This window comes from Haloarcula onubensis, assembly GCF_031624605.1.
GTDB classification, from domain to species: Archaea; Halobacteriota; Halobacteria; order Halobacteriales; family Haloarculaceae; genus Haloarcula; species Haloarcula onubensis.
This window is the reverse complement of the sequence record NZ_JAMQOS010000002.1, coordinates 234,741-251,415: the sequence shown is the minus strand read 5'-3', so window position 1 is coordinate 251,415 and position 16,675 is coordinate 234,741. Positions and strand designations below refer to the sequence as shown.

Here is a 16,675-nt window from a genome sequence, read left to right as displayed (position 1 = left end):
CAAAGGGACCTTTGAGCGTGGTGTGGGCACCCCTCGCGTGGCGGGGGTCGAACCGTCACCCTTTTCATACCGACCACCCTCCCTCAACATGAGTCCGGGTAGGGTAGTGGACTATCCTCTTGGCTTGCGGAGCCAGGGACCGGAGTTCAAATCTCCGTCCGGACGTTTCTGCCGACGCAAACCGCCGAGCGACAGCGAGGCGGCTGCGTCGGCGTCACTTCTCACGGAGATTTGAACACGCGAGTCGCAGCGCGAGCGGTGCGAGGCGCGACGACCGGAGCGCCTCGAAAGCGAGCGGTGGAACCGCGAGCAGGGAGCGACCGTCCCGCCTCGGTTCAAATCTCGCTGGACGGTCACGTCGTTCACTACGGTCGGTTCTGTACACCACGAGGGGCGCGAACGGGAAAATTTACCCTCCATCGTGAATTTATCTTGTGCCCCAACGGCCAAAGATTATTTACGATATCATGTTGATGACATCTTCATGAGAAAAGCGACAGTGGTAGTGGTTGCCGTGGTGATACTCCTCGCCGGCTGTAGCGGCGGTGGGGGCGGCGCGGCGTCACCGACCGAAGAGTCCGGGACCGACGCGTCAGCCAGCGGGACGCCGACGGACGGCGGTTCGATGGACACGCCGATGGAGCCGACGAGCACCCCGACAGCGGACGGGGACGAGACCGATACCGGGTCGGGGCCGGGCGAGCCGACGCCGCAGTCGGCGGCAGCCAACAGTAACCCGCTCGACAACGCGACCGTGACCGAGGCGACAGTGTACAACGGGAGCCAACAGACCGACGTGCTCATCAGAAACGAGACCGCCGGTGCGGAACTCGTCGAATACACGCGGCCGTCGACGGGGACGGCGTCGCTGTACACCACGGACGACTACGTGGCCTACCGGAACGGCACCACCGGGAACGTGGAGTACGGCGGACCGGATAGTTACGTCGGCACCGGGGTAAGCATCAGTGCGGAGTTCACTGTTATCCGGGCCCTCCTGTACGTCGACCTCGTCGAGTGGGAGGAGACCGGAACGACGACGGTCGACGGCGAGAGTGCGCTCGTGTTCGAGAGCGATTCGCTGAACCAGACCGCGCTGAACGAGGACCCGAACTTCGAAACCGGGTCCCAACAGAGCGCGGTACAGTCGGTCGACGGCCGGATGGTCATCGGTACCGACGGTCGAGTTCACTCGGTAAACGTGCAGATAGAGACACCGGACGGCACCATAGGCAGCGACGTCTCGTTTGGCTACGATGACATCACGGTCGATACGCCCGGCTGGGTCGACGAGTCGCAGGCGCCGTAGTCGCGGGCGGGTCGATTCCTTCGAAGCGGGACGCCGTCCGTGAGGTTCCGCCGAGTGACGGGGGCAACCGGAGACCAGACGACTTTTGTCGCCCCTGGGGGTTAGTGGAGGTATGGTTGGTCCCGGGCGAGAGTCGTTCGACCGGGTGCGGTCGCAGGTCCGCGAGGACTTCCGCGCCGACCCGTTCCTCCCCTACGTGATGGTCGCGGCGACCTTGCTGACGAGTTTCTGGTTCTTCCACCGCCTGCCGAACTTCGCGACGCGGGACGAGAAGGACCGGCTGATAGACGCGATGGTCCCCTACGGCAGGGTGCTGGCCGACCCGAGCGTCGAGTCGCTACAGAACGGCGTAACGTGGAGTCGGGTCCCGTTCGGCGCGACGCTGTACCTGTTCGCGCTGGCTATGCTGCCGGTCGTCGTCGTCGCGCTGGTGACCGGCCGCGGGGACATCTTCACGTCTATCGGCTACCCCAACCCGGCGTTTGGCTACTACAACCTCTGGACCGGGACCCCGGGCTGGGTGTGGACCTGGAGTCTGGCCTTCGTGCGGCTGTTCAACGTCGCCTTCGCCGTGGGGTCGGTCTACCTGACCTACCGGCTCGGTACCGCCGTCGTCGACCGGTTGACCGGGCGACTGGCCGCGACCGTCCTCACGCTCACTTTCGGCTTTCTCACCATCGCCCACGAGGGGGGCGAGGACATGCCGGCGCTGTTTTTCGTCCTGCTCGCCTTGAACTTCCTCTACGTCTACGTCCGCAGCGGCGAGCGGCTCCCCTTCTACGTCGGCGCGGCCTGTGGCGGAGCCGCCATCGCGTTTAAACTCACCGCCGCGCCCGTGATCCTCGCCGTCGGCGTCGCCCACCTCCTCCGGGCGCTGAAGACCGAGGATACCCTGCGGACGCTGCTCGCTCCGCGGCTGCTCGTCATCGGTGCGGCCGTCGGGCTGGTGACGATACTGGTCGGTTTCCCGACGTTCGTGATGGGCGGGTTCGACCAGATAGTGGCGCGCATCTTCGGCGGGTCGACCTCGCGGATGAGTTGGCCGACGGGGCCGGACGCCCCCATCACGTGGTGGTTCCTCCGGGGCTATTTCAGCGGGCTGGGGCTCCCGCTGTTTTTCGCGTCGGTCGCCGGTGTCCTCGCCAGCGTCGCGGGGCTTCGCAAGCGCCGCGAGAGCCGATACGGCATCGCGCTCGTGCTCGTCGTGCTCGGCCTCTACGTCGGGCTGTTCTCCCAGTGGCACGACTTCCGGGTCCACCACCTCCTCCCAACCTTCCCGCTGCTGGCGCTGCTGGTAGCGAACGCGCTGCGGGACCTGCGCGAGTGGAATCCCGCCGTCGCCCGCCCGGTGATGGCCCTCTTGCTGGTGACGACGGCGATATACGCCGGGATGGGCACCGTCGGCTTCGCGTCGATGCCCAGAGACGAAGCCGAGGAGTGGCTGGTCGAAAACGCCGACGAGGACGCCACGGTGGAGGTGTACCGCGTGAACCTCCAGGACACCGCGGTGCCACGACAGATGGACATCAATCACCGGTTCGAGACGCGCGCGGAGACGAACCCCTGTCCCGAGTACATCCAGTTGGGCTACCGGGACCTCCTCTACCTGAAGCCGGGCACCTACTACCGCAACGGCGAGTCACAGCGCGAGTACATCCGCTCGCTGGTCGAGGAGGAGACCGACTACCAAATCGTCGCGGAGTTCGGCGAGCGGCCGCCCAACTTCGTCCCCCAGCGGGCGACCCCCGGCGACTACACGGACCTGCTGCGCTACGGCGTCGTCCCCCAGACCGACCAGTTCGCCGACGAGCAGGAACTGCGGGCCAACCAGTACACGCTCGTCTTACAGCGCACCGAGCGCTGTACCAGCCCCCACGGACACCCGTTCTAGCTCACTCGGCCTCTCGCTCGTGGTCGACTCGCTCGCGAGCCGTGGCCGAATCCTCCGTCTCCAGTAGCCGCTCTACCTGCCGTTCGAACTCCGCGTCGGTGAGGTCGCCGCGGGCGTAGCGCTCCCGCAGCGTCGCCAGGGCGTCGTCCTCGTCGCTTGCGGGTCGGCTGTCCCCGTCCCGTCGGCGCCGGTAGCGCCGCGTCGCGGCGAGCGCCATCGGGAGCAATCCGCCGAAACCGACGGGGAAGGCGACCCAGAAGTAGGGGACGCCGGCGAACATGAGTCCGAAGGCGACGGTGAGCGTCAGCATCGTGACGGCGCCGGCGACGACGGTTTCGAGTTCGTCGTCCTCGTCCTCGGCCATAGTGGATGGTGAGAGCGCGGGTCGATATGTCTTTGCCCGAGTCGCGGGCGGAGGAGGGACGGCCGCCGAGAGTCGGGACGGCCGGCTGTGTCCGGGCCGGTCCACACGAGCGGCCCGTACTACAGCACGGACAGGTCCATGTCCAGCGTGGGGTACCAACCGGCGAGGGCGGGCAGGTAGACGCCCAGAAAGCGGTCGAGGAAGATGACGGGGATGACGACGGCCTCGGGGACGCCCAGGCCGACGAAGACGGCGGTGGCGGTCGCCTCCGTGACGCCGATACCGCCGGGAGTGAGCGGGAGCAGGGTGATGCTGTAGGCCGTCACCAGATAGAGCGGGAGCAGGAGGGGGTCGACCGCGGCGCCGAAGGAAAGAAACAGCAGCCAGACCCGAATTCCGGGGGCGACGACCAGCGCGAGGACCCACCCGGCGGCGTAGCGCAGCCAGACGCGGGGGTTCGTCGAGATGCGCCCGAACGCGTCCGCGGAGGCCTCGGTGATGTCGGGAACGGAGCGGACGCGGCCAGCGAGCGCGCTCCCGATACGGGGCACTCGCTCGGCCAGCGCGGCCAGGGACCCGACCAGTCGGTCCAGCGCGGTGAGGTTCAGCCCGGCCAGCAGGACGACGGCGCCGGCGACGAGATACAGCGCCGTCGACAGGGCGAGCAGGAGCAGGAGGCCGGTCGAGACCCGACCGACGATGACGAGAAGGCCGACGGCCGAGACGACGCCGTACCAGACGGCGTAGATACCGGTGTGGGCGCCCGCGGCGGCGGTCGCGTCGCCGTAGTCGACGCCGGTCTCGGCTCGCAGGATGAAGGGGGCAGCCAGCCGGCCCGAGAGCCGCGAGGGCAGGAGCTGGTTGACGAAGTTGACCGCCAAATCGACGCGCCCGGCGGTGAGCAGTGGGACGCGAGCGAAGGGCGAAAGCACCGCGCGCCACGTGTCGAAGCGGGCGAGGACGCCGCCGACGGTGACGAGGACCAGGGCGACGAGGACGGTCGGCTCCGTCGCACGGAGCCGCGCGCTCACTGCCTGGACGTCGACCTGCGAGAGCAGGAAGGCGAGCGCGGCGAGGCCGACGCCGTACTGCAGCACCGAAATCGCGACGTCGCGTCGACTGGCCGTCACGTCAGCCCTCCCGGTGTCCGTCGGCGCTGGTGGTTGGTGGCGCCCAGTCGGGGACGGCGTCCGCGACGACCGAGCGGGCGGTGACGAAGTCGAAGGGCTGGTCGAGGAGGTAGGTCAGGGCCTCGCGCATCCACTCGCCGGTGTGGTAGTAGACTCGCGCGGGGACGCCCTCGACGTTCGGGAGCCCGACGAGTTCCCAGGGGTGGACGTAGAGGACGGGGACGATGCCACGACGGGCGAGCAGGCGCATTCCCAGCGCGGTGTAGCGCGGGCCGAAGAATCGCAGCCAGGTCCCCGTCAGGGGGAGTCGCAGCCCGGGCATCACGCTGGCGGGCAGTTCGGCTACGTCGGCGGGGGCGTCGGGGTCGACGGCCGTCGCCGGCGCCGGCGCTTCGAGGTCGTACTCGCCGCCGTACCAGCCCGGGATGGCGCGGCTGGCGACGACGCTCGAGTCGTAGCCGTAGCCCGTCTCGGCGAGCAGGTCGAAGTGGTCGTCGGTGATGTCGAACGCCGGCGCGCGAAAGCCCGTGACGGGCTCGCCGGTGAGCGATTCGAGCCGTTCGCGTGAGTCGCGCAGTTCCTCGCGTCGACGGTCGGCCGAAAGCTCCGAGAGCAGTTCGTGTGAGTGGGTGTGCGAGGCGATTTCGAAGCCGGCGTCAGCGAGCGCCTCGACGTGGTCGGGATACCGGTCGAGGAGCGACGAGACGACGAAACACGTCGTGCTCGCGCCGCGCTCGCCCAGCGTCTCCCGGAACCACTCGAGGCCGTTCAGACCGACACCGCGCTGGTCGGTGGTGCCCGCGGCCGACCGGTAGGCGGGCGTCTGGTCGAACAGTTCGACGTCGATAGAGAGGACCGCGCGGCCGACGGCGTCACTCATCGCGGAGTTCCTCGACCTCGCTGCGCAGCAGACTGACCTCCTCGTTGAGCCGCGAGAGTCGGTCGTAGAGCTTCCCGATGCGGTTGAACAGGTAGGTGGCGACGACAAAGAGGGTCAGATTCGAGATGACCAGGATGGCGCGGGCCTTCAGCTCCAGACCGAGCACCGTCGCGACGACTTGGAAGACGTTGGGGAAGACGGCGACGAAGATGAGCCCCCCGCCGATGGCCAGCGAGACGACGAACAGCGCGATGGCCTCCCGGCCCTGCTTGACCAGCATGTAGCCGTTGACGAGGAAGGCGACGCCGACGACCAGCGCGATGAGGTTGACGAGTGTGTACTCGACCATGGTTAGCGAAAGAGCAGGACCCGCAGGATGGTGTCGGTCATGCGAATCGGGTACAGGGCGAAGGTGTCGAGGGTGAACTGTGACTCCCCTTCCTCCCGGGTGGGCATCTCCGTGGAGACCTCGGCGATACGGTAGCCGCCCTTGGCGGCCTCCAGGGTCTGTTCGATGGCCCAGTGTTTGTCCCCGCGGTGAAGAATCCGTTCGAGCATCGACACCCGATAGACGCGGAAGCCGCTGGTCACGTCGGTGATCTCGATGCCGCCGAGATAGTTGGTCAGCCGGGTGAAAAACTGGATGCCGGCGTTGCGGGTCGCGGAGTAGTCCTGGTAGCTCTCGTTGAGGTAGCGGCTGGCGATGACCATGTCGTGGCCGTCGGTCGCCACGTCCATGAGTTCGGGAATCTTCGCGGGGTCGTGCTGGCCGTCCGCGTCGACCTGGACGACCCAGTCGTAGCCGTGTTTGATAGCGTACTGGTAGCCGGTCCTGACCGCGCCGCCGACGCCCGTGTTGAAGACGTGCTCGACGACCGTGGCGCCGTGGTCGCGGGCGATGGCGGCGGTGTCGTCGCTGGAGCCGTCGTCGACGACGACGACCCGGTCGACGTACGCCCCGGTCTCCTCGATGACCGGCCCGATGGTCTCGGCTTCGTTGTAGGCGGGAATGACGGCGACGGTACGCACTATTTGCCCGGTATTCAGCAACCGTATATATGCGTTGTGTCACGCGACCGCGACGAGACGGAAAGACCTATTGGCGCGCTCGCGGGCTGTTGGGATATGACGCGGACGTTCGTCGTCGGCCTCGACGGCGCGAGCTGGCGGCTGCTCGACCCGTGGATAGCGGCCGGCGACCTGCCGAATCTGGCCGCGCTGCGGGCCGAGCACACCTGGGCCGAGACCGAGAGCTGTCTCCCGCCCGTGACCTTCCCCAACTGGAAGTGTTACTCGGCCGGGAAGGACCCCGGCGGCCTCGGCGTGTTCTGGTTCGAGCATATCGACCTCGAAGCGGAGCGTATCGACGTGGCAAAGGGCGGTGACTTCAAGACGGCCGAACTGTGGGACTATCTGTCCGACGACGGCCAGACGCCCGGCGTGGTCAACATGCCGACGATGTACCCGCCCCGGGACATCGGCGGCCCCGTCGTCGCCGGCGGCCCCGACGCTGTCCAGGGGGAGTACCGCTCTATCGACAGCGGCTACGCCGCCCCCGAGGGGCTGGAAGACGAACTCCAGGAGCTGTTCGACTATCGCGTGCATCCGGACCCGCTGCTCTCCTCGAACGAGGAACGCGGCGCGGAGGTCGACGCCATCCTCGACGCCATGGAGAGCCGATTCGAGGTGGCGCTGCACCTGCTGGAGGAGAACGAACTCGATTTCGTCCACGTGACGCTGTTTTACCTGAACGTCCTCCAGCACTTCTTCTGGGACGACGAGCCGACAAAACGCGCCTGGGAACTGGTCGACGAGCACCTGGGCGAACTGGCCGCGATGGACGACCTGAACCTCGTCCTGATGTCGGACCACGGGAGCGGCCCGACGACGACGGAGTTCTACATCAACGAGTGGCTCGCCGAGCACGGCTACCAGGCCCACGAGCGGACCGTCGAGGACTTCTTCCGACCGCTCGGCCTGACCCGCGAGAACCTGCTGGGCGTGGCGAAGAAGGCCGGCGTCGTCGACCTGCTCGCGAAGACGGTCCCGGAGTCCGTCCAGCAACTCGTCCCCCAGAGCGCGGGGGCCAAACGAGCCCGAAAGCTCGAAGCCATCGACCTGGCGAACACGCGGGCCGTCGCCAGCGGCCAGGGGCCCATCTACCTGCTGCCCGGCACGCCCGAATCGGTCCGGGACCAGCTCATCGAGGACCTGCGAGCCGTCGAGGACAGCGAGGGGAAGGTGTTCGACGGCGTCTACAGGGGCGAAGAGGTCTACAGCGGCGCGTACGTCGACGAGGGTCCCGAGGTGGTCGTCGACATGCGCGACGGCGTCCACGTCAACGACGGCATCGGCGGCGGGCAGATCCAGACCGCGCCGGACCGCTGGGCCGCCGAGAACACCCGCAACGGCATCTTCCTGGCTTCGGGTCCGGACTTCGCAAGCGTTGGCGAAATCGAGCAGATTTCCATCACGGACATGGCGCCCACGATTCTCGCGGCCCACGGCGTCGACATCCCGACCGACATGGTCGGCGAGGTGTTGCCCATCCACGCCGAAGACCCCGACGTCGGCGAGCGCGACCCCATCGACATCGGCGCGCGCGGCGAGGGGACCAGCGAGGAAGTGGCCGACCGACTCCAGCAACTGGGCTACATGGAGTAGCGTCGAACGGGGACTTTTCAGCGACTCGCCGCTACACGTCGGTATGGACGCTCACCTCCGGGCCGGCATCGCCGTCTACGACGCCGGCCGGTACCACGCCGCTCACGACGCCTGGGAAGACCGCTGGCTCGACCTGGAGTCGGGCACGGCGGACGAGCGGTTCCTCCACGGCCTCATCCAGTTCACCGCCGTGGTGCATCACGGCAGGAACGAGAACTGGTCGGGCGCGCAGGGGCTCGCCGAGAGCGCGGGCGAGTACCTCGCTGACCTGCCCGCGGACTACCGCGGCGTGAACCTGGACGACCTGGGGCCGTTCTTGCAGCGAGTGGCCGACGAGCCCGAAGCCGTGGACTGGGAGAGTCCACCGACGCTGACCCACGAGGGGGAGCCAGTGGGCTACGCGGACCTCGACTTCGAGGCGACGGCGGTGGCGGCCGGGGTACTCGCGGAGGCCGACGGCTACGACGAGGCGGTGGTCGCGGACGCCGTCGACTACGCTCACCGGGAACTGGACGACCGGGGCGAGGGCCGCTTCGTCGGCCAGCTCTTCGCGTTCGTGCAGGAAGCGGAGAACCGGCCGTTCGTCTACAGCCATCTCGTCCAACACGTCGAGCGCGAGCGCCAGAAGGACGAGGACGTGGCCGGGCTGTTCGACTAGCGACGATAGTTCGTTCTGAGTGGGCCACTCTGTATAGCCAGAAAGCCCCGGCCGGCTTCGGTCCCGCGACTCGCTGTCGTCCGAGAGAGCAGAGCTCTCTCGTGATCACGAAAATCTTCGATTTTCGAACGACGCTCCTCACTCGCTTCGCTCGTCCCGGTGCTTATATCGTCGAGGTTCCCGAAGCCGGCCGCCCCTTTCAGCCCCTGGAGACGCTCCGCGTCTCCCGACCTTCGCGGAGCCTCCGGCTCCGCTCAGTCCCACCCAGCGCTGTTTGACCAACCGGCTACGGGTGGACGAAAGGGGCCGACCGTTCGAGTAGCCCGGACGACGTAAGCACCGCAGCCGACCTTCGGGAGGCGAGGAGCGCAGCGAGTCCCGGCACTCGAACGGTCGGGGGCTTTCGGGCTGTTGGAAGCAGTTCTGAAAGTGCCAGACAATCCTGCCGAAACGCCTAGTCGTCCGCCGTCCCCTCGGCCCGCACCGGTTCGGACTCGTGCTGGACGAGTCCCTCGCCCACACCGAGGGCGTCGTCGGTCCGCCGGATGCTCTGTTCGGCGCTCGCGGTCCGCTCCGAGAGCGCCCGCACCGCGTCGATGTTCTCGGGCACCACGTCGGCCTCCTGGTGGATGGCCTGGAAGAGATAGAGGTCCCGGCCCTCGACGGTCACGGAATCGGCCCAGATGCAGTTCTCCCAGACGTCGCCGCGGGGCCGACCCGCGTCGCGGGTGTACTCCTTGAGCTTTCCGGCGCCGTCGATACCGAGCGTCTCGGGGATGAGGAACAGGCGGGACTCGTCGGCGAGCAGGTCCCGCACCTCCCCGGCGGTCGGTGCCGACTCCAGCGTGACGTTGACGGAGTGGGTGTGCATCTGCGTCGTGGGCACCTTCATGCCCATCGTGTCGATATCGAGGTCGGGAAACACGGTCTGGACGTCCGGGCCGTGGTGGGAGGGAATCTCGACCGGGTCGGGCAAGGTGTCGTTGATGGGACCGCGGCTCGTCTGGCCGGGGTCGCCGCCGCGGCGAACGAGCGTGACGCGGGCCTTCTCGATGCCGTAGGACTCCTGTAGCGGCGCAAAGAGCCGCGAGAGTCCGGTCGTGTTACAGGAGACCACGCGGACGGTGTCGGCGCCGACGGCGGTGTCGTAGTTGGCCCGCGCGTTGAAGCTGACTTCGGCCACGTCGGCCGACTCGCCGCCCTGGAAGATGGCCGGCGTGTCACAGTCGTCGTAGAGGGCGGCGTTGGTCTCGCCGACGCCGCCCGGCGTCGTGTCGACGACGACGTCGCTCGCCGCGACCATATCCCGGACCGTGCCGGCGGTATGGAGCCCCGCCGCGTCGAACGGGTCGGCACCGTCTTCGCCGGCGGCAAAGAGGTCGTAGCCGCGGTCTACGGCGATGGTTGCCTCGAAGTTCGGCGAGCGTTTGGCGACGCCAGCGACCGTCATATCCGGCTGGACACGCACCGCGTCGGCGACCCGTTTGCCGATCGTGCCGAAGCCGTTGATGCCCACATGGAGCATGGAAAAGCGTTGATGTGGGCGGGATATATTTGTTGTGATTAATAATTAAAGAAAATTACTCGGATAGTTGTACCCGTCGCCTGGTACCACGTGACGCGGCCGGCGCCGGTCGACAGCCACCAAGAGTTAATCCCGCCGAGTGCCAGAGGCGGGTATGGACAACTCCTCGCTCCGCGTCCCCGCGGAAACCGCCGTCAAGCAGTGCATGGATCTCCGGCCAGGTGAGTCGTGTGCGGTCGTCACCGACGACAAACGGAAGGCCATCGGCGAAGCCCTCTACCGGGTCGCCAGCGAAATCACCGACGACACCGTCTTCGTGCGCTACCCGCCGGGGAGCCAGCACGGGGCGGAACCGCCGCGACCGGTCGCCGGCGCGATGCGGACCGCCGACGTGGTGCTGGCGCCGACCACCAAGAGCCTGACCCACACTGAGGCCCGCAGCGACGCCAACGCCGCCGGCGCCCGCGTCGCCACGCTCCCCGGCATCACCGAGGGCGTGTTCCTGATGGGGCTGGACGCCGACTACGAGGCCATCGAGGGCCACTGCGAGGACGTGCTCGCACAGGTCGGCGACGCCGAAGAGATTCGCGTGACGACGCCCCAGGGCACCGACATCACCTTTGGCGTCGGCGACCGCGAGTGGCTCATGGACACCGGTATCGTCCACGAGGCCGGCGAGATGTCGAACCTCCCCGCGGGCGAGGTGTTCGTCGCGCCCGAGACGGCCGACGGCACCTTCGTCGTCGACGGGACGATGCGGCCCCACGGGAAACTCGACGGCAAGTTACTGAGCTTCGAAGTCGAGGACGGGACAGTCACCGACATCTCTGACCCGGACATCCGCGAGCAGGTCGAGACCGCCGCCGAGGAGGTGGGCCGGGACGCCTACAACCTCGCGGAGCTGGGCATCGGCACCAACGTCGCCGTCACGGACCTCGTCGGCTCCGTGTTACTCGACGAGAAGGCCGGTGGCACCGTCCACATCGCCGTCGGCGACGACCACGCCATCGGCGGCGACACCCACGCGCCCATCCACTTAGACGGTATCCTGACGGAACCGACCGTGTACGCGGATGGGGAGGTCGTAGACCTCCCACAAGACGAGCGGTGAGAGTGAGGGCCGAACGAAGTGAGGCCCTCGAACGTGAACGGGGAGCGGAGCGACCCGTGAACGGAGTGAGCCGCGAGGAAGAGATAGAACTGCCACGCGGCGAGTGAGCCGCCGCGTCACTGCGAGCGAGGAGATACCCCGCCTGGCGGATGAAGGGCGAGGACCGGTCGCGTTTACCTGGTCGCCTGCGCGGCCCCTATCCGAGTGTAGCGAGGATATGCCGCGCAGCGACCGCGAGCGGTCCGAGGGCTTCGAGTTCTCCCGAGCGGTGCCGAGGGCTGCTCAGCCAAGCGAAGTCCCTTCGCGCCAGACGGAATAGCCGACCAGCAGCGCGGCGAAGACGAGCGTCCCGACCAGCAAGCCGTCGAGGGGCACCGGATAGCCGGCGTTCCAGGCGATAACGAGGACGTGAATCACACCGAGAAAAGCCGTGGTCGAGAGGACGACGACGGGGCCCGTCTGCGGGTGTGACGGTGGGTCCGCGGCCAGGCCGGCCTGTACGAGCACCAGCAGCCCCAGCATGAGCCCCGGCAGCAGGACCACGCCGACGGCCTTCGGGACGTGGTTGTCCGGCGTGCCCGACGCCGAGAAGTGGATAGCGACCTCGGCGGGTAGCTGTGGCCAGAGGGCGACCCCGGCCAGCGCGGCGAGGGCGACGATGCCGACGGCGAGGCCGTCGGTCCGGGACCAGGAGGGGGACATACTGGACGTATTCGGTCTGAGACGGCAAGTGTCTTGACCCAATAGCTTGGGAACGAGAACCACGCGTAGCGACGGTGCGACGACCATTTACGCCCCCGCGTCGAACGCATCGGCATGAGCGACGCCACACCCGGGGAGCGAATCGGGCTCCCCTGTCCGGCCTGTTCGCCGGACATCGAGACGGTTCACGAGGTACTGAAGCCCGGCGGCCACGTCACGGTCCGCTGTACGGACTGTGACCACGTCCACAAGGAGCAACTGCCCGAGGACACCACGCTCCAGCGCGACGTGGTCGTCTCGCAGGACGGCGAGTCGTTCTCCGCACAGGTCGACGTGCCCGAGGGCGAACAGCTGGCCGTCGGTGAGGAGTTCCTGCTCGAAACCGAGGAAGCGGTCGTCTCCGCACGTATCACCAGCTTAGAGACCGACGACGGACGGGTCGAGGAGGCCCCCGTCGGCGAAGTCGGGACCATCTGGTCGCGCGCGGTCGGGAACGTCGCGGTCAACGTGACGATGCACCCCAAGGACGGCCGCCACGACGAGACCGAGAGCTTCAAGCTGCAGGTCCCCGGGGACTACGAGTTCACTGTCGGCCAGACCGAGGGGTTCGGCGAGGAGGAGTTCACGGTCGAGGGTATCCACGTCCGCGACGACGCGACGGGGTACGAACACGAGAAGCTCGATTTCGACGGCGACATGGTGTTCGCGAAAGACATCAACCGCCTCTACGTCCGCGACGAGTCCTCGACGGCCTGGTCGGCCTGGTAATCGGCCGACGGCGGGGCCCCGATTCGACGGCGGGCGGGCCATTCTTATAGCTCCGGTGGGAACCTCGGGTATGGACCCAGCGGTGCTCCGGGGCGACATGGTCGACAGCCTGCAACACGAGAGCAAGGGCGTCGTCCAGAGCGCGTGGCTCTCGGCAGCGATGCGAGCGGTCCCGCGAGAGGCCTTCGTCGGTGAGCAGCAGGCCTACTCCGACCGACCGTTCGAGCGGCTGGGGACGCGCGTCCTCTCGCCCAGCACCGCGGCCCGGCTGCTGGAAGCGCTGGCCCCCGAGGACGGCGACGAGGTACTCGTCGTCGGCGCCGGCGTCGGCTACACCGCCGCCGTGCTGGCCGAGCGGGTCGGCGCCGCCAGCGTCCAGGCCATCGACATCACCCGGCGGCTCGTCTACGAGGCGCGCTCGAACCTCGCCGAGGCGGGCTACGGCGGCGTGCTCGTCGACCGCCGCGACGGCGCCGAGGGGCTGCCCGAGTACGCCCCCTACGACCGCATCCTGCTGGAGGCGGCCGCTATCGAACCGCCGCGTGCGCTGCTCGCCCAGCTGGCCGCGGACGGCCGGCTCGTGATGCCCCTTGGCGCCAACGAGCAGACGCTGGCTATCGTGGACGCCGACGGCGAGGCCGAGCGCCTGGGCAGCGTCGCCTTCCAGCCGATGCTCGTCGAAGGCGAACAGGCCGACACGGTCGAGCGCAACCGCACGCACCGCGAGGACCGCGAACACGCCCAGCGGGCGGCCCAGTCCCGAACCGGCTGGGAACAGGACTGGATAGACTGGGACTAGCGTCGCCGTTGCGGCCGTCGCACAGCCGACCGCACCACAGCCGTGCGGTCGGTGTCCGATTCGCTGCGACGGCTACGCTACTGGTTTTGCACCACCAGCAGTTCGGTGTTGGACTGCTCGTCCCGGTAGTTCCCGCTGGCGGGCGGTTTCACCGCGAACGTCACCGTCCCCTCCCGCTGGTTCGGTCCCAGCGACGGCGACAGCGAGAGCGTCGCCTTGCCGTTGTCCCCGGTCGAGGCCGTCGTGACGCTGTCGAGCGTCGCGGTCCCGCTCTTGGCGACGATGGTCGCCCCCGACACCGGCGACCCCTTCGGGTCCACGACCGTGACGGTCACGTCGGTGTCGCCCGTCCCCGTCACTTCGGGCGCCGGTTCGACGTCGACCTCGGTCACCTGGAGCGTCGCCACGCCGGAGATGGTGCTCATCATCACCCCGAGACAGGCGACGCCGACGACCAGCGCGATGACCAGCCGTATCGGGAGCCCCTCTATCGCCCGTTCGTCACGCCACAGTGTCCGACTCATAGGCCGGGCTGGTCGCGGGTTGGTACTTGAAGGCTCGTGCGAGAGTTCAAATCCGATGCCGAGAGAAGGGTCAGAGCCCGGCCAGCGCGACGACGCCCCAGGCGGCTCCGATGGCCGCCAGTGCGCCGGCCAGGTTCACGCCCGCGTTGGCGGTCGCCTTCTTGCGAGCGCCGACCTCCCAGAGTCGGACGGTGTCGAACGAGAACGAGGAGAAGGTAGTAAAGGAGCCACAGGCGCCGGTGCCGACGAGGAGGAGGAGGTCGCTGTCGAGGCTCGCGAAGGTGACCAGCGCGAGGACGAAGCTCCCGACGACGTTCACCGTGAGCGTCCCAAGCGGGAACCCATCGACGTCGACCGCCGACCCGAGGTAGTGCCGCAAGAGGGCGCCGATAGCGCCGCCGGTCCCGACGAGGTGGGCGGGCTCGACGCTCACCATGCCGGCCTCCGTTCGAAGACGTCGACGGCCCGGCGAGCCAGGAGTACGCCGCCAAAGCCCAGTGCGTAGCTGGCGAGGACGTTCGCCGCGGCCCATCCGGGCGTCAGGGCCGTCTGGACCGCGAACGTGCTGTAGGTGGTAAACGAGGAGAGGAAGCCGGTGGTCGCGGCGAGCTTTGTCTCGTCGGCCACGATACCGATGTGCATCGCCTCGTACAGCAGGAAGCCGAGCGCGAAGCTGCCCAGGGCGTTCACGGCGAGCGTGCCCTGCAGTCCGGGGAGCAGCGAACCGACGAAGTACCGGAGGTTCGAGCCGGCGAAGCCGCCGATGCCTATCAACACGACCGTTTCGACCGTCAACAGTGGGTGTGACTCTGTCATAGCGACTGGCTAAAGAAGGAGTCATCAACCGAATCCCGGCGTCGTGGGGTTCGATAGTTGGGTCGGGCGGACTCCATCGCCCATCTTGGCTCTGCCTTTCGCGAGTCCCGACATATCGGTTCCGGAACGCCCGCGGACACAGGGCATAAGACGCCGCTCTCCCAGCATTCGGTATGCACCCCGCGGAGCTTCGCGCGGCCATACCCGCGCTCGCACGCTGTACGTACTGCAACACGGGCGCGAGCGGCCCCAGCCCGCGCAACGTCGTCAGGGCGGCGACCGATTTTCTGGAGCACCACGCCTTCGAGGCCCCCGCCGACGAGGGGCCCTACACCGTCGCGTTCGACGCGCTGGAAGCCGCCCGCGAGGTCGCGGCTGCCCACCTGGGCGCCGGCGCACCCGAAAACGTGGCCTTCACCCGGAGTACCGCCGACGGCATCAACCTGGTCGCGAACGCCGTCGACTGGCAGCCCGGCGACGTGGTCGTCCGGACCGACCTCGAACACCCCGCCGGGACGCTCCCCTGGGACCGGCTCGAAGACACGCACGACGTCGAGGTCCGGGTGCTGGAGACCGAGGCCGGACGAGTGGACATGGACGACGTGAAAGCCGCCGTCGACGGCGCCCGACTGCTCCTGACGAGTTCGCTGACCTGGAGCCACGGGACGCAGTTGCCGGTCAGCGAGATGGTCGATATCGCCCACGACGCCGACGCGCAGGTGCTCGTCGACGCCGTCCAGTCCGTCGGGCAACACCCCGTCGACGTGCGCGAGTGGGGCGCCGACTTCGTCGCGACGGCGGGCCACAAGTGGCTGCTCGGAGTGTGGGGCAGCGGGCTGCTGTACGCCGACCCCGACGCGCTCGGCTCGCTCCGACAGACCCGCATCGGCTACCGGAGCGTCCAGGACATGGGCGCCGCCGAGTACGCCTACCACGAGGGCGCGCGCCGGTTCGAGGTCGGCACCACCTCGCCCGCGCCCTACGTCGCGCTCGCGGAGGCCATCGAGACGATGGAGTCGGTCGGGCTCGACGCGATAGAGTCCCGCATCGCGGGCCTGACCGACCGGCTGAAGGAGGGGCTGGGCGACCGCCTGTTGAGCCCTCGCGAGTACGAGTCGGGTCTCGTCACGTTCGAAGCCGACGACCCCGAGGCGACCGTCGAGCGGTTAGGCGAGCAGGGCATCGTCGTCCGGTCGCTCCCCCACCCCGAGGCCGTGCGGGCGTCGATTCACGTGTTCAATACCCCCGAGGAAATCGACGAAGTTCTCGCGGCCGTCGGGGAAGCCTGAGAAGCGGCGACAGCGCTCTGCGATTCTTCCTGCTCGGTTTGACAGGTGTGAATGTGTAGCAGTATTGATGCCACGGCGTAGACAACTGAATTTGTATTACATCAACTGTACTAGGAAGAGCTTATGTGGATGTGGCTGGCACCGGATAGTGCGGCCGGGAGCAGTCGACCCCTATACACGGGCGAAAGCCGCTGAGAGGGCGATTAGTGACAACTATCGCGACGCCTCCGAGACGGGGGCGACGG

18 protein-coding genes, 1 tRNA gene and 1 riboswitch are annotated in these 16,675 nt (G+C 67.9%); of the genes, 9 read left to right on the top strand and 10 right to left on the bottom strand.

Annotated elements, in window-relative coordinates; all coding sequences use genetic code 11:
- Window positions 1–92: 92 nt before the first annotated feature.
- From NDI86_RS08035 to NDI86_RS08025, 3 genes are all read left to right on the top strand, one after another.
- Window positions 93–165: transfer RNA gene (locus tag NDI86_RS08035), tRNA-Arg, on the top strand.
- Between the two features lie 319 nt (window positions 166–484).
- A complete protein-coding gene (locus tag NDI86_RS08030; RefSeq protein ID WP_310899897.1) occupies window positions 485–1,309 on the top strand; it encodes a DUF7537 family lipoprotein in 825 nt (274 codons plus the stop codon).
- Window positions 1,310–1,421: 112 nt separating this feature from the next.
- Window positions 1,422–3,200: an ArnT family glycosyltransferase gene (locus NDI86_RS08025; protein WP_310899896.1), complete on the top strand. Its 1,779-nt coding sequence runs from the start codon at window positions 1,422–1,424 to the stop codon at window positions 3,198–3,200.
- A 1-nt stretch (window position 3,201) separates the two neighbouring features.
- Here the strand turns inward: NDI86_RS08025 and NDI86_RS08020 are convergent, their stop codons facing one another.
- The 5 genes from NDI86_RS08020 to NDI86_RS08000 all read right to left on the bottom strand — a co-directional run bounded on the left by NDI86_RS08020 (window position 3,202) and on the right by NDI86_RS08000 (window position 6,603).
- Complete coding sequence (locus NDI86_RS08020; protein ID WP_310899895.1) at window positions 3,202–3,564, bottom strand: SHOCT domain-containing protein; 363 nt, start codon at window positions 3,562–3,564, stop codon at window positions 3,202–3,204.
- A 119-nt stretch (window positions 3,565–3,683) separates the two neighbouring features.
- Window positions 3,684–4,694 (bottom strand): lysylphosphatidylglycerol synthase transmembrane domain-containing protein, encoded by a 1,011-nt coding sequence (locus NDI86_RS08015; protein WP_310899894.1) that lies wholly within the window; start codon window positions 4,692–4,694, stop codon window positions 3,684–3,686.
- A 1-nt stretch (window position 4,695) separates the two neighbouring features.
- Window positions 4,696–5,574, bottom strand: coding sequence for a polysaccharide deacetylase family protein (locus tag NDI86_RS08010; RefSeq protein WP_310899893.1), 879 nt, complete (start codon window positions 5,572–5,574; stop codon window positions 4,696–4,698).
- Complete coding sequence (locus tag NDI86_RS08005; RefSeq protein WP_310899892.1) at window positions 5,567–5,923, bottom strand: DUF2304 domain-containing protein; 357 nt, start codon at window positions 5,921–5,923, stop codon at window positions 5,567–5,569. The genes NDI86_RS08010 and NDI86_RS08005 overlap by 8 nt, the downstream gene beginning before the upstream one ends.
- A 2-nt stretch (window positions 5,924–5,925) precedes the next feature.
- Window positions 5,926–6,603 (bottom strand): glycosyltransferase family 2 protein, encoded by a 678-nt coding sequence (locus NDI86_RS08000; RefSeq protein ID WP_310899891.1) that lies wholly within the window; start codon window positions 6,601–6,603, stop codon window positions 5,926–5,928.
- Window positions 6,604–6,699: 96 nt separating this feature from the next.
- Between NDI86_RS08000 and NDI86_RS07995 the strand changes: the two genes are divergently transcribed.
- Together NDI86_RS07995 and NDI86_RS07990 are read left to right on the top strand one after the other, a co-directional pair.
- Window positions 6,700–8,238, top strand: a complete 1,539-nt coding sequence (locus NDI86_RS07995) for an alkaline phosphatase family protein (protein WP_310899890.1) — start codon at window positions 6,700–6,702, stop codon at window positions 8,236–8,238.
- 43 nt (window positions 8,239–8,281) lie between these two features.
- The gene (locus NDI86_RS07990) at window positions 8,282–8,896 is read left to right on the top strand and encodes a DUF309 domain-containing protein (RefSeq protein ID WP_310899889.1); all 615 of its coding nucleotides are present in this window, start codon (window positions 8,282–8,284) and stop codon (window positions 8,894–8,896) included.
- Window positions 8,897–9,350: 454 nt separating this feature from the next.
- On the opposite strand, the gene NDI86_RS07985 is transcribed toward NDI86_RS07990, so the two are convergent.
- On the bottom strand, window positions 9,351–10,421 hold the full coding sequence (locus tag NDI86_RS07985) for a type II glyceraldehyde-3-phosphate dehydrogenase (protein WP_310899888.1): 1,071 nt from the start codon (window positions 10,419–10,421) through the stop codon (window positions 9,351–9,353).
- Between the two features lie 154 nt (window positions 10,422–10,575).
- Here NDI86_RS07985 and NDI86_RS07980 point away from each other — a divergent pair, with 154 nt between their 5' ends.
- Entirely contained in the window at window positions 10,576–11,532 is a 957-nt protein-coding gene (locus NDI86_RS07980) for an aminopeptidase (protein ID WP_310899887.1), read from the top strand.
- Between the two features lie 282 nt (window positions 11,533–11,814).
- Here NDI86_RS07980 and NDI86_RS07975 read toward each other — a convergent pair whose 3' ends face one another.
- Complete coding sequence (locus tag NDI86_RS07975; protein ID WP_310899886.1) at window positions 11,815–12,234, bottom strand: DUF1648 domain-containing protein; 420 nt, start codon at window positions 12,232–12,234, stop codon at window positions 11,815–11,817.
- Window positions 12,235–12,348: 114 nt separating this feature from the next.
- Between NDI86_RS07975 and NDI86_RS07970 the strand changes: the two genes are divergently transcribed.
- Entirely contained in the window at window positions 12,349–13,002 is a 654-nt protein-coding gene (locus NDI86_RS07970) for an HVO_0476 family zinc finger protein (RefSeq protein WP_310899885.1), read from the top strand.
- Between the two features lie 70 nt (window positions 13,003–13,072).
- Window positions 13,073–13,801, top strand: a complete 729-nt coding sequence (locus NDI86_RS07965; RefSeq protein ID WP_310899884.1) for a protein-L-isoaspartate O-methyltransferase family protein — start codon at window positions 13,073–13,075, stop codon at window positions 13,799–13,801.
- Window positions 13,802–13,878: 77 nt separating this feature from the next.
- Here NDI86_RS07965 and NDI86_RS07960 read toward each other — a convergent pair whose 3' ends face one another.
- From NDI86_RS07960 to NDI86_RS07950, 3 genes are all read right to left on the bottom strand, one after another.
- Window positions 13,879–14,325, bottom strand: coding sequence for a DUF7382 domain-containing protein (locus NDI86_RS07960; protein ID WP_310899883.1), 447 nt, complete (start codon window positions 14,323–14,325; stop codon window positions 13,879–13,881).
- Between the two features lie 70 nt (window positions 14,326–14,395).
- The gene (crcB, locus tag NDI86_RS07955; RefSeq protein ID WP_310899882.1) at window positions 14,396–14,761 is read right to left on the bottom strand and encodes a fluoride efflux transporter CrcB; all 366 of its coding nucleotides are present in this window, start codon (window positions 14,759–14,761) and stop codon (window positions 14,396–14,398) included.
- Window positions 14,755–15,141, bottom strand: coding sequence for a CrcB family protein (locus tag NDI86_RS07950; protein ID WP_310899881.1), 387 nt, complete (start codon window positions 15,139–15,141; stop codon window positions 14,755–14,757). Before NDI86_RS07950 ends, crcB begins: the two co-directional genes overlap by 7 nt.
- Window positions 15,142–15,149: 8 nt before the next feature.
- Window positions 15,150–15,231, bottom strand: a riboswitch (Fluoride riboswitch).
- A gap of 83 nt (window positions 15,232–15,314) precedes the next feature.
- Here NDI86_RS07950 and NDI86_RS07945 point away from each other — a divergent pair.
- Window positions 15,315–16,430: an aminotransferase class V-fold PLP-dependent enzyme gene (locus NDI86_RS07945; RefSeq protein WP_310899880.1), complete on the top strand. Its 1,116-nt coding sequence runs from the start codon at window positions 15,315–15,317 to the stop codon at window positions 16,428–16,430.
- The last annotated feature ends 245 nt before the right edge of the window (window positions 16,431–16,675 follow it).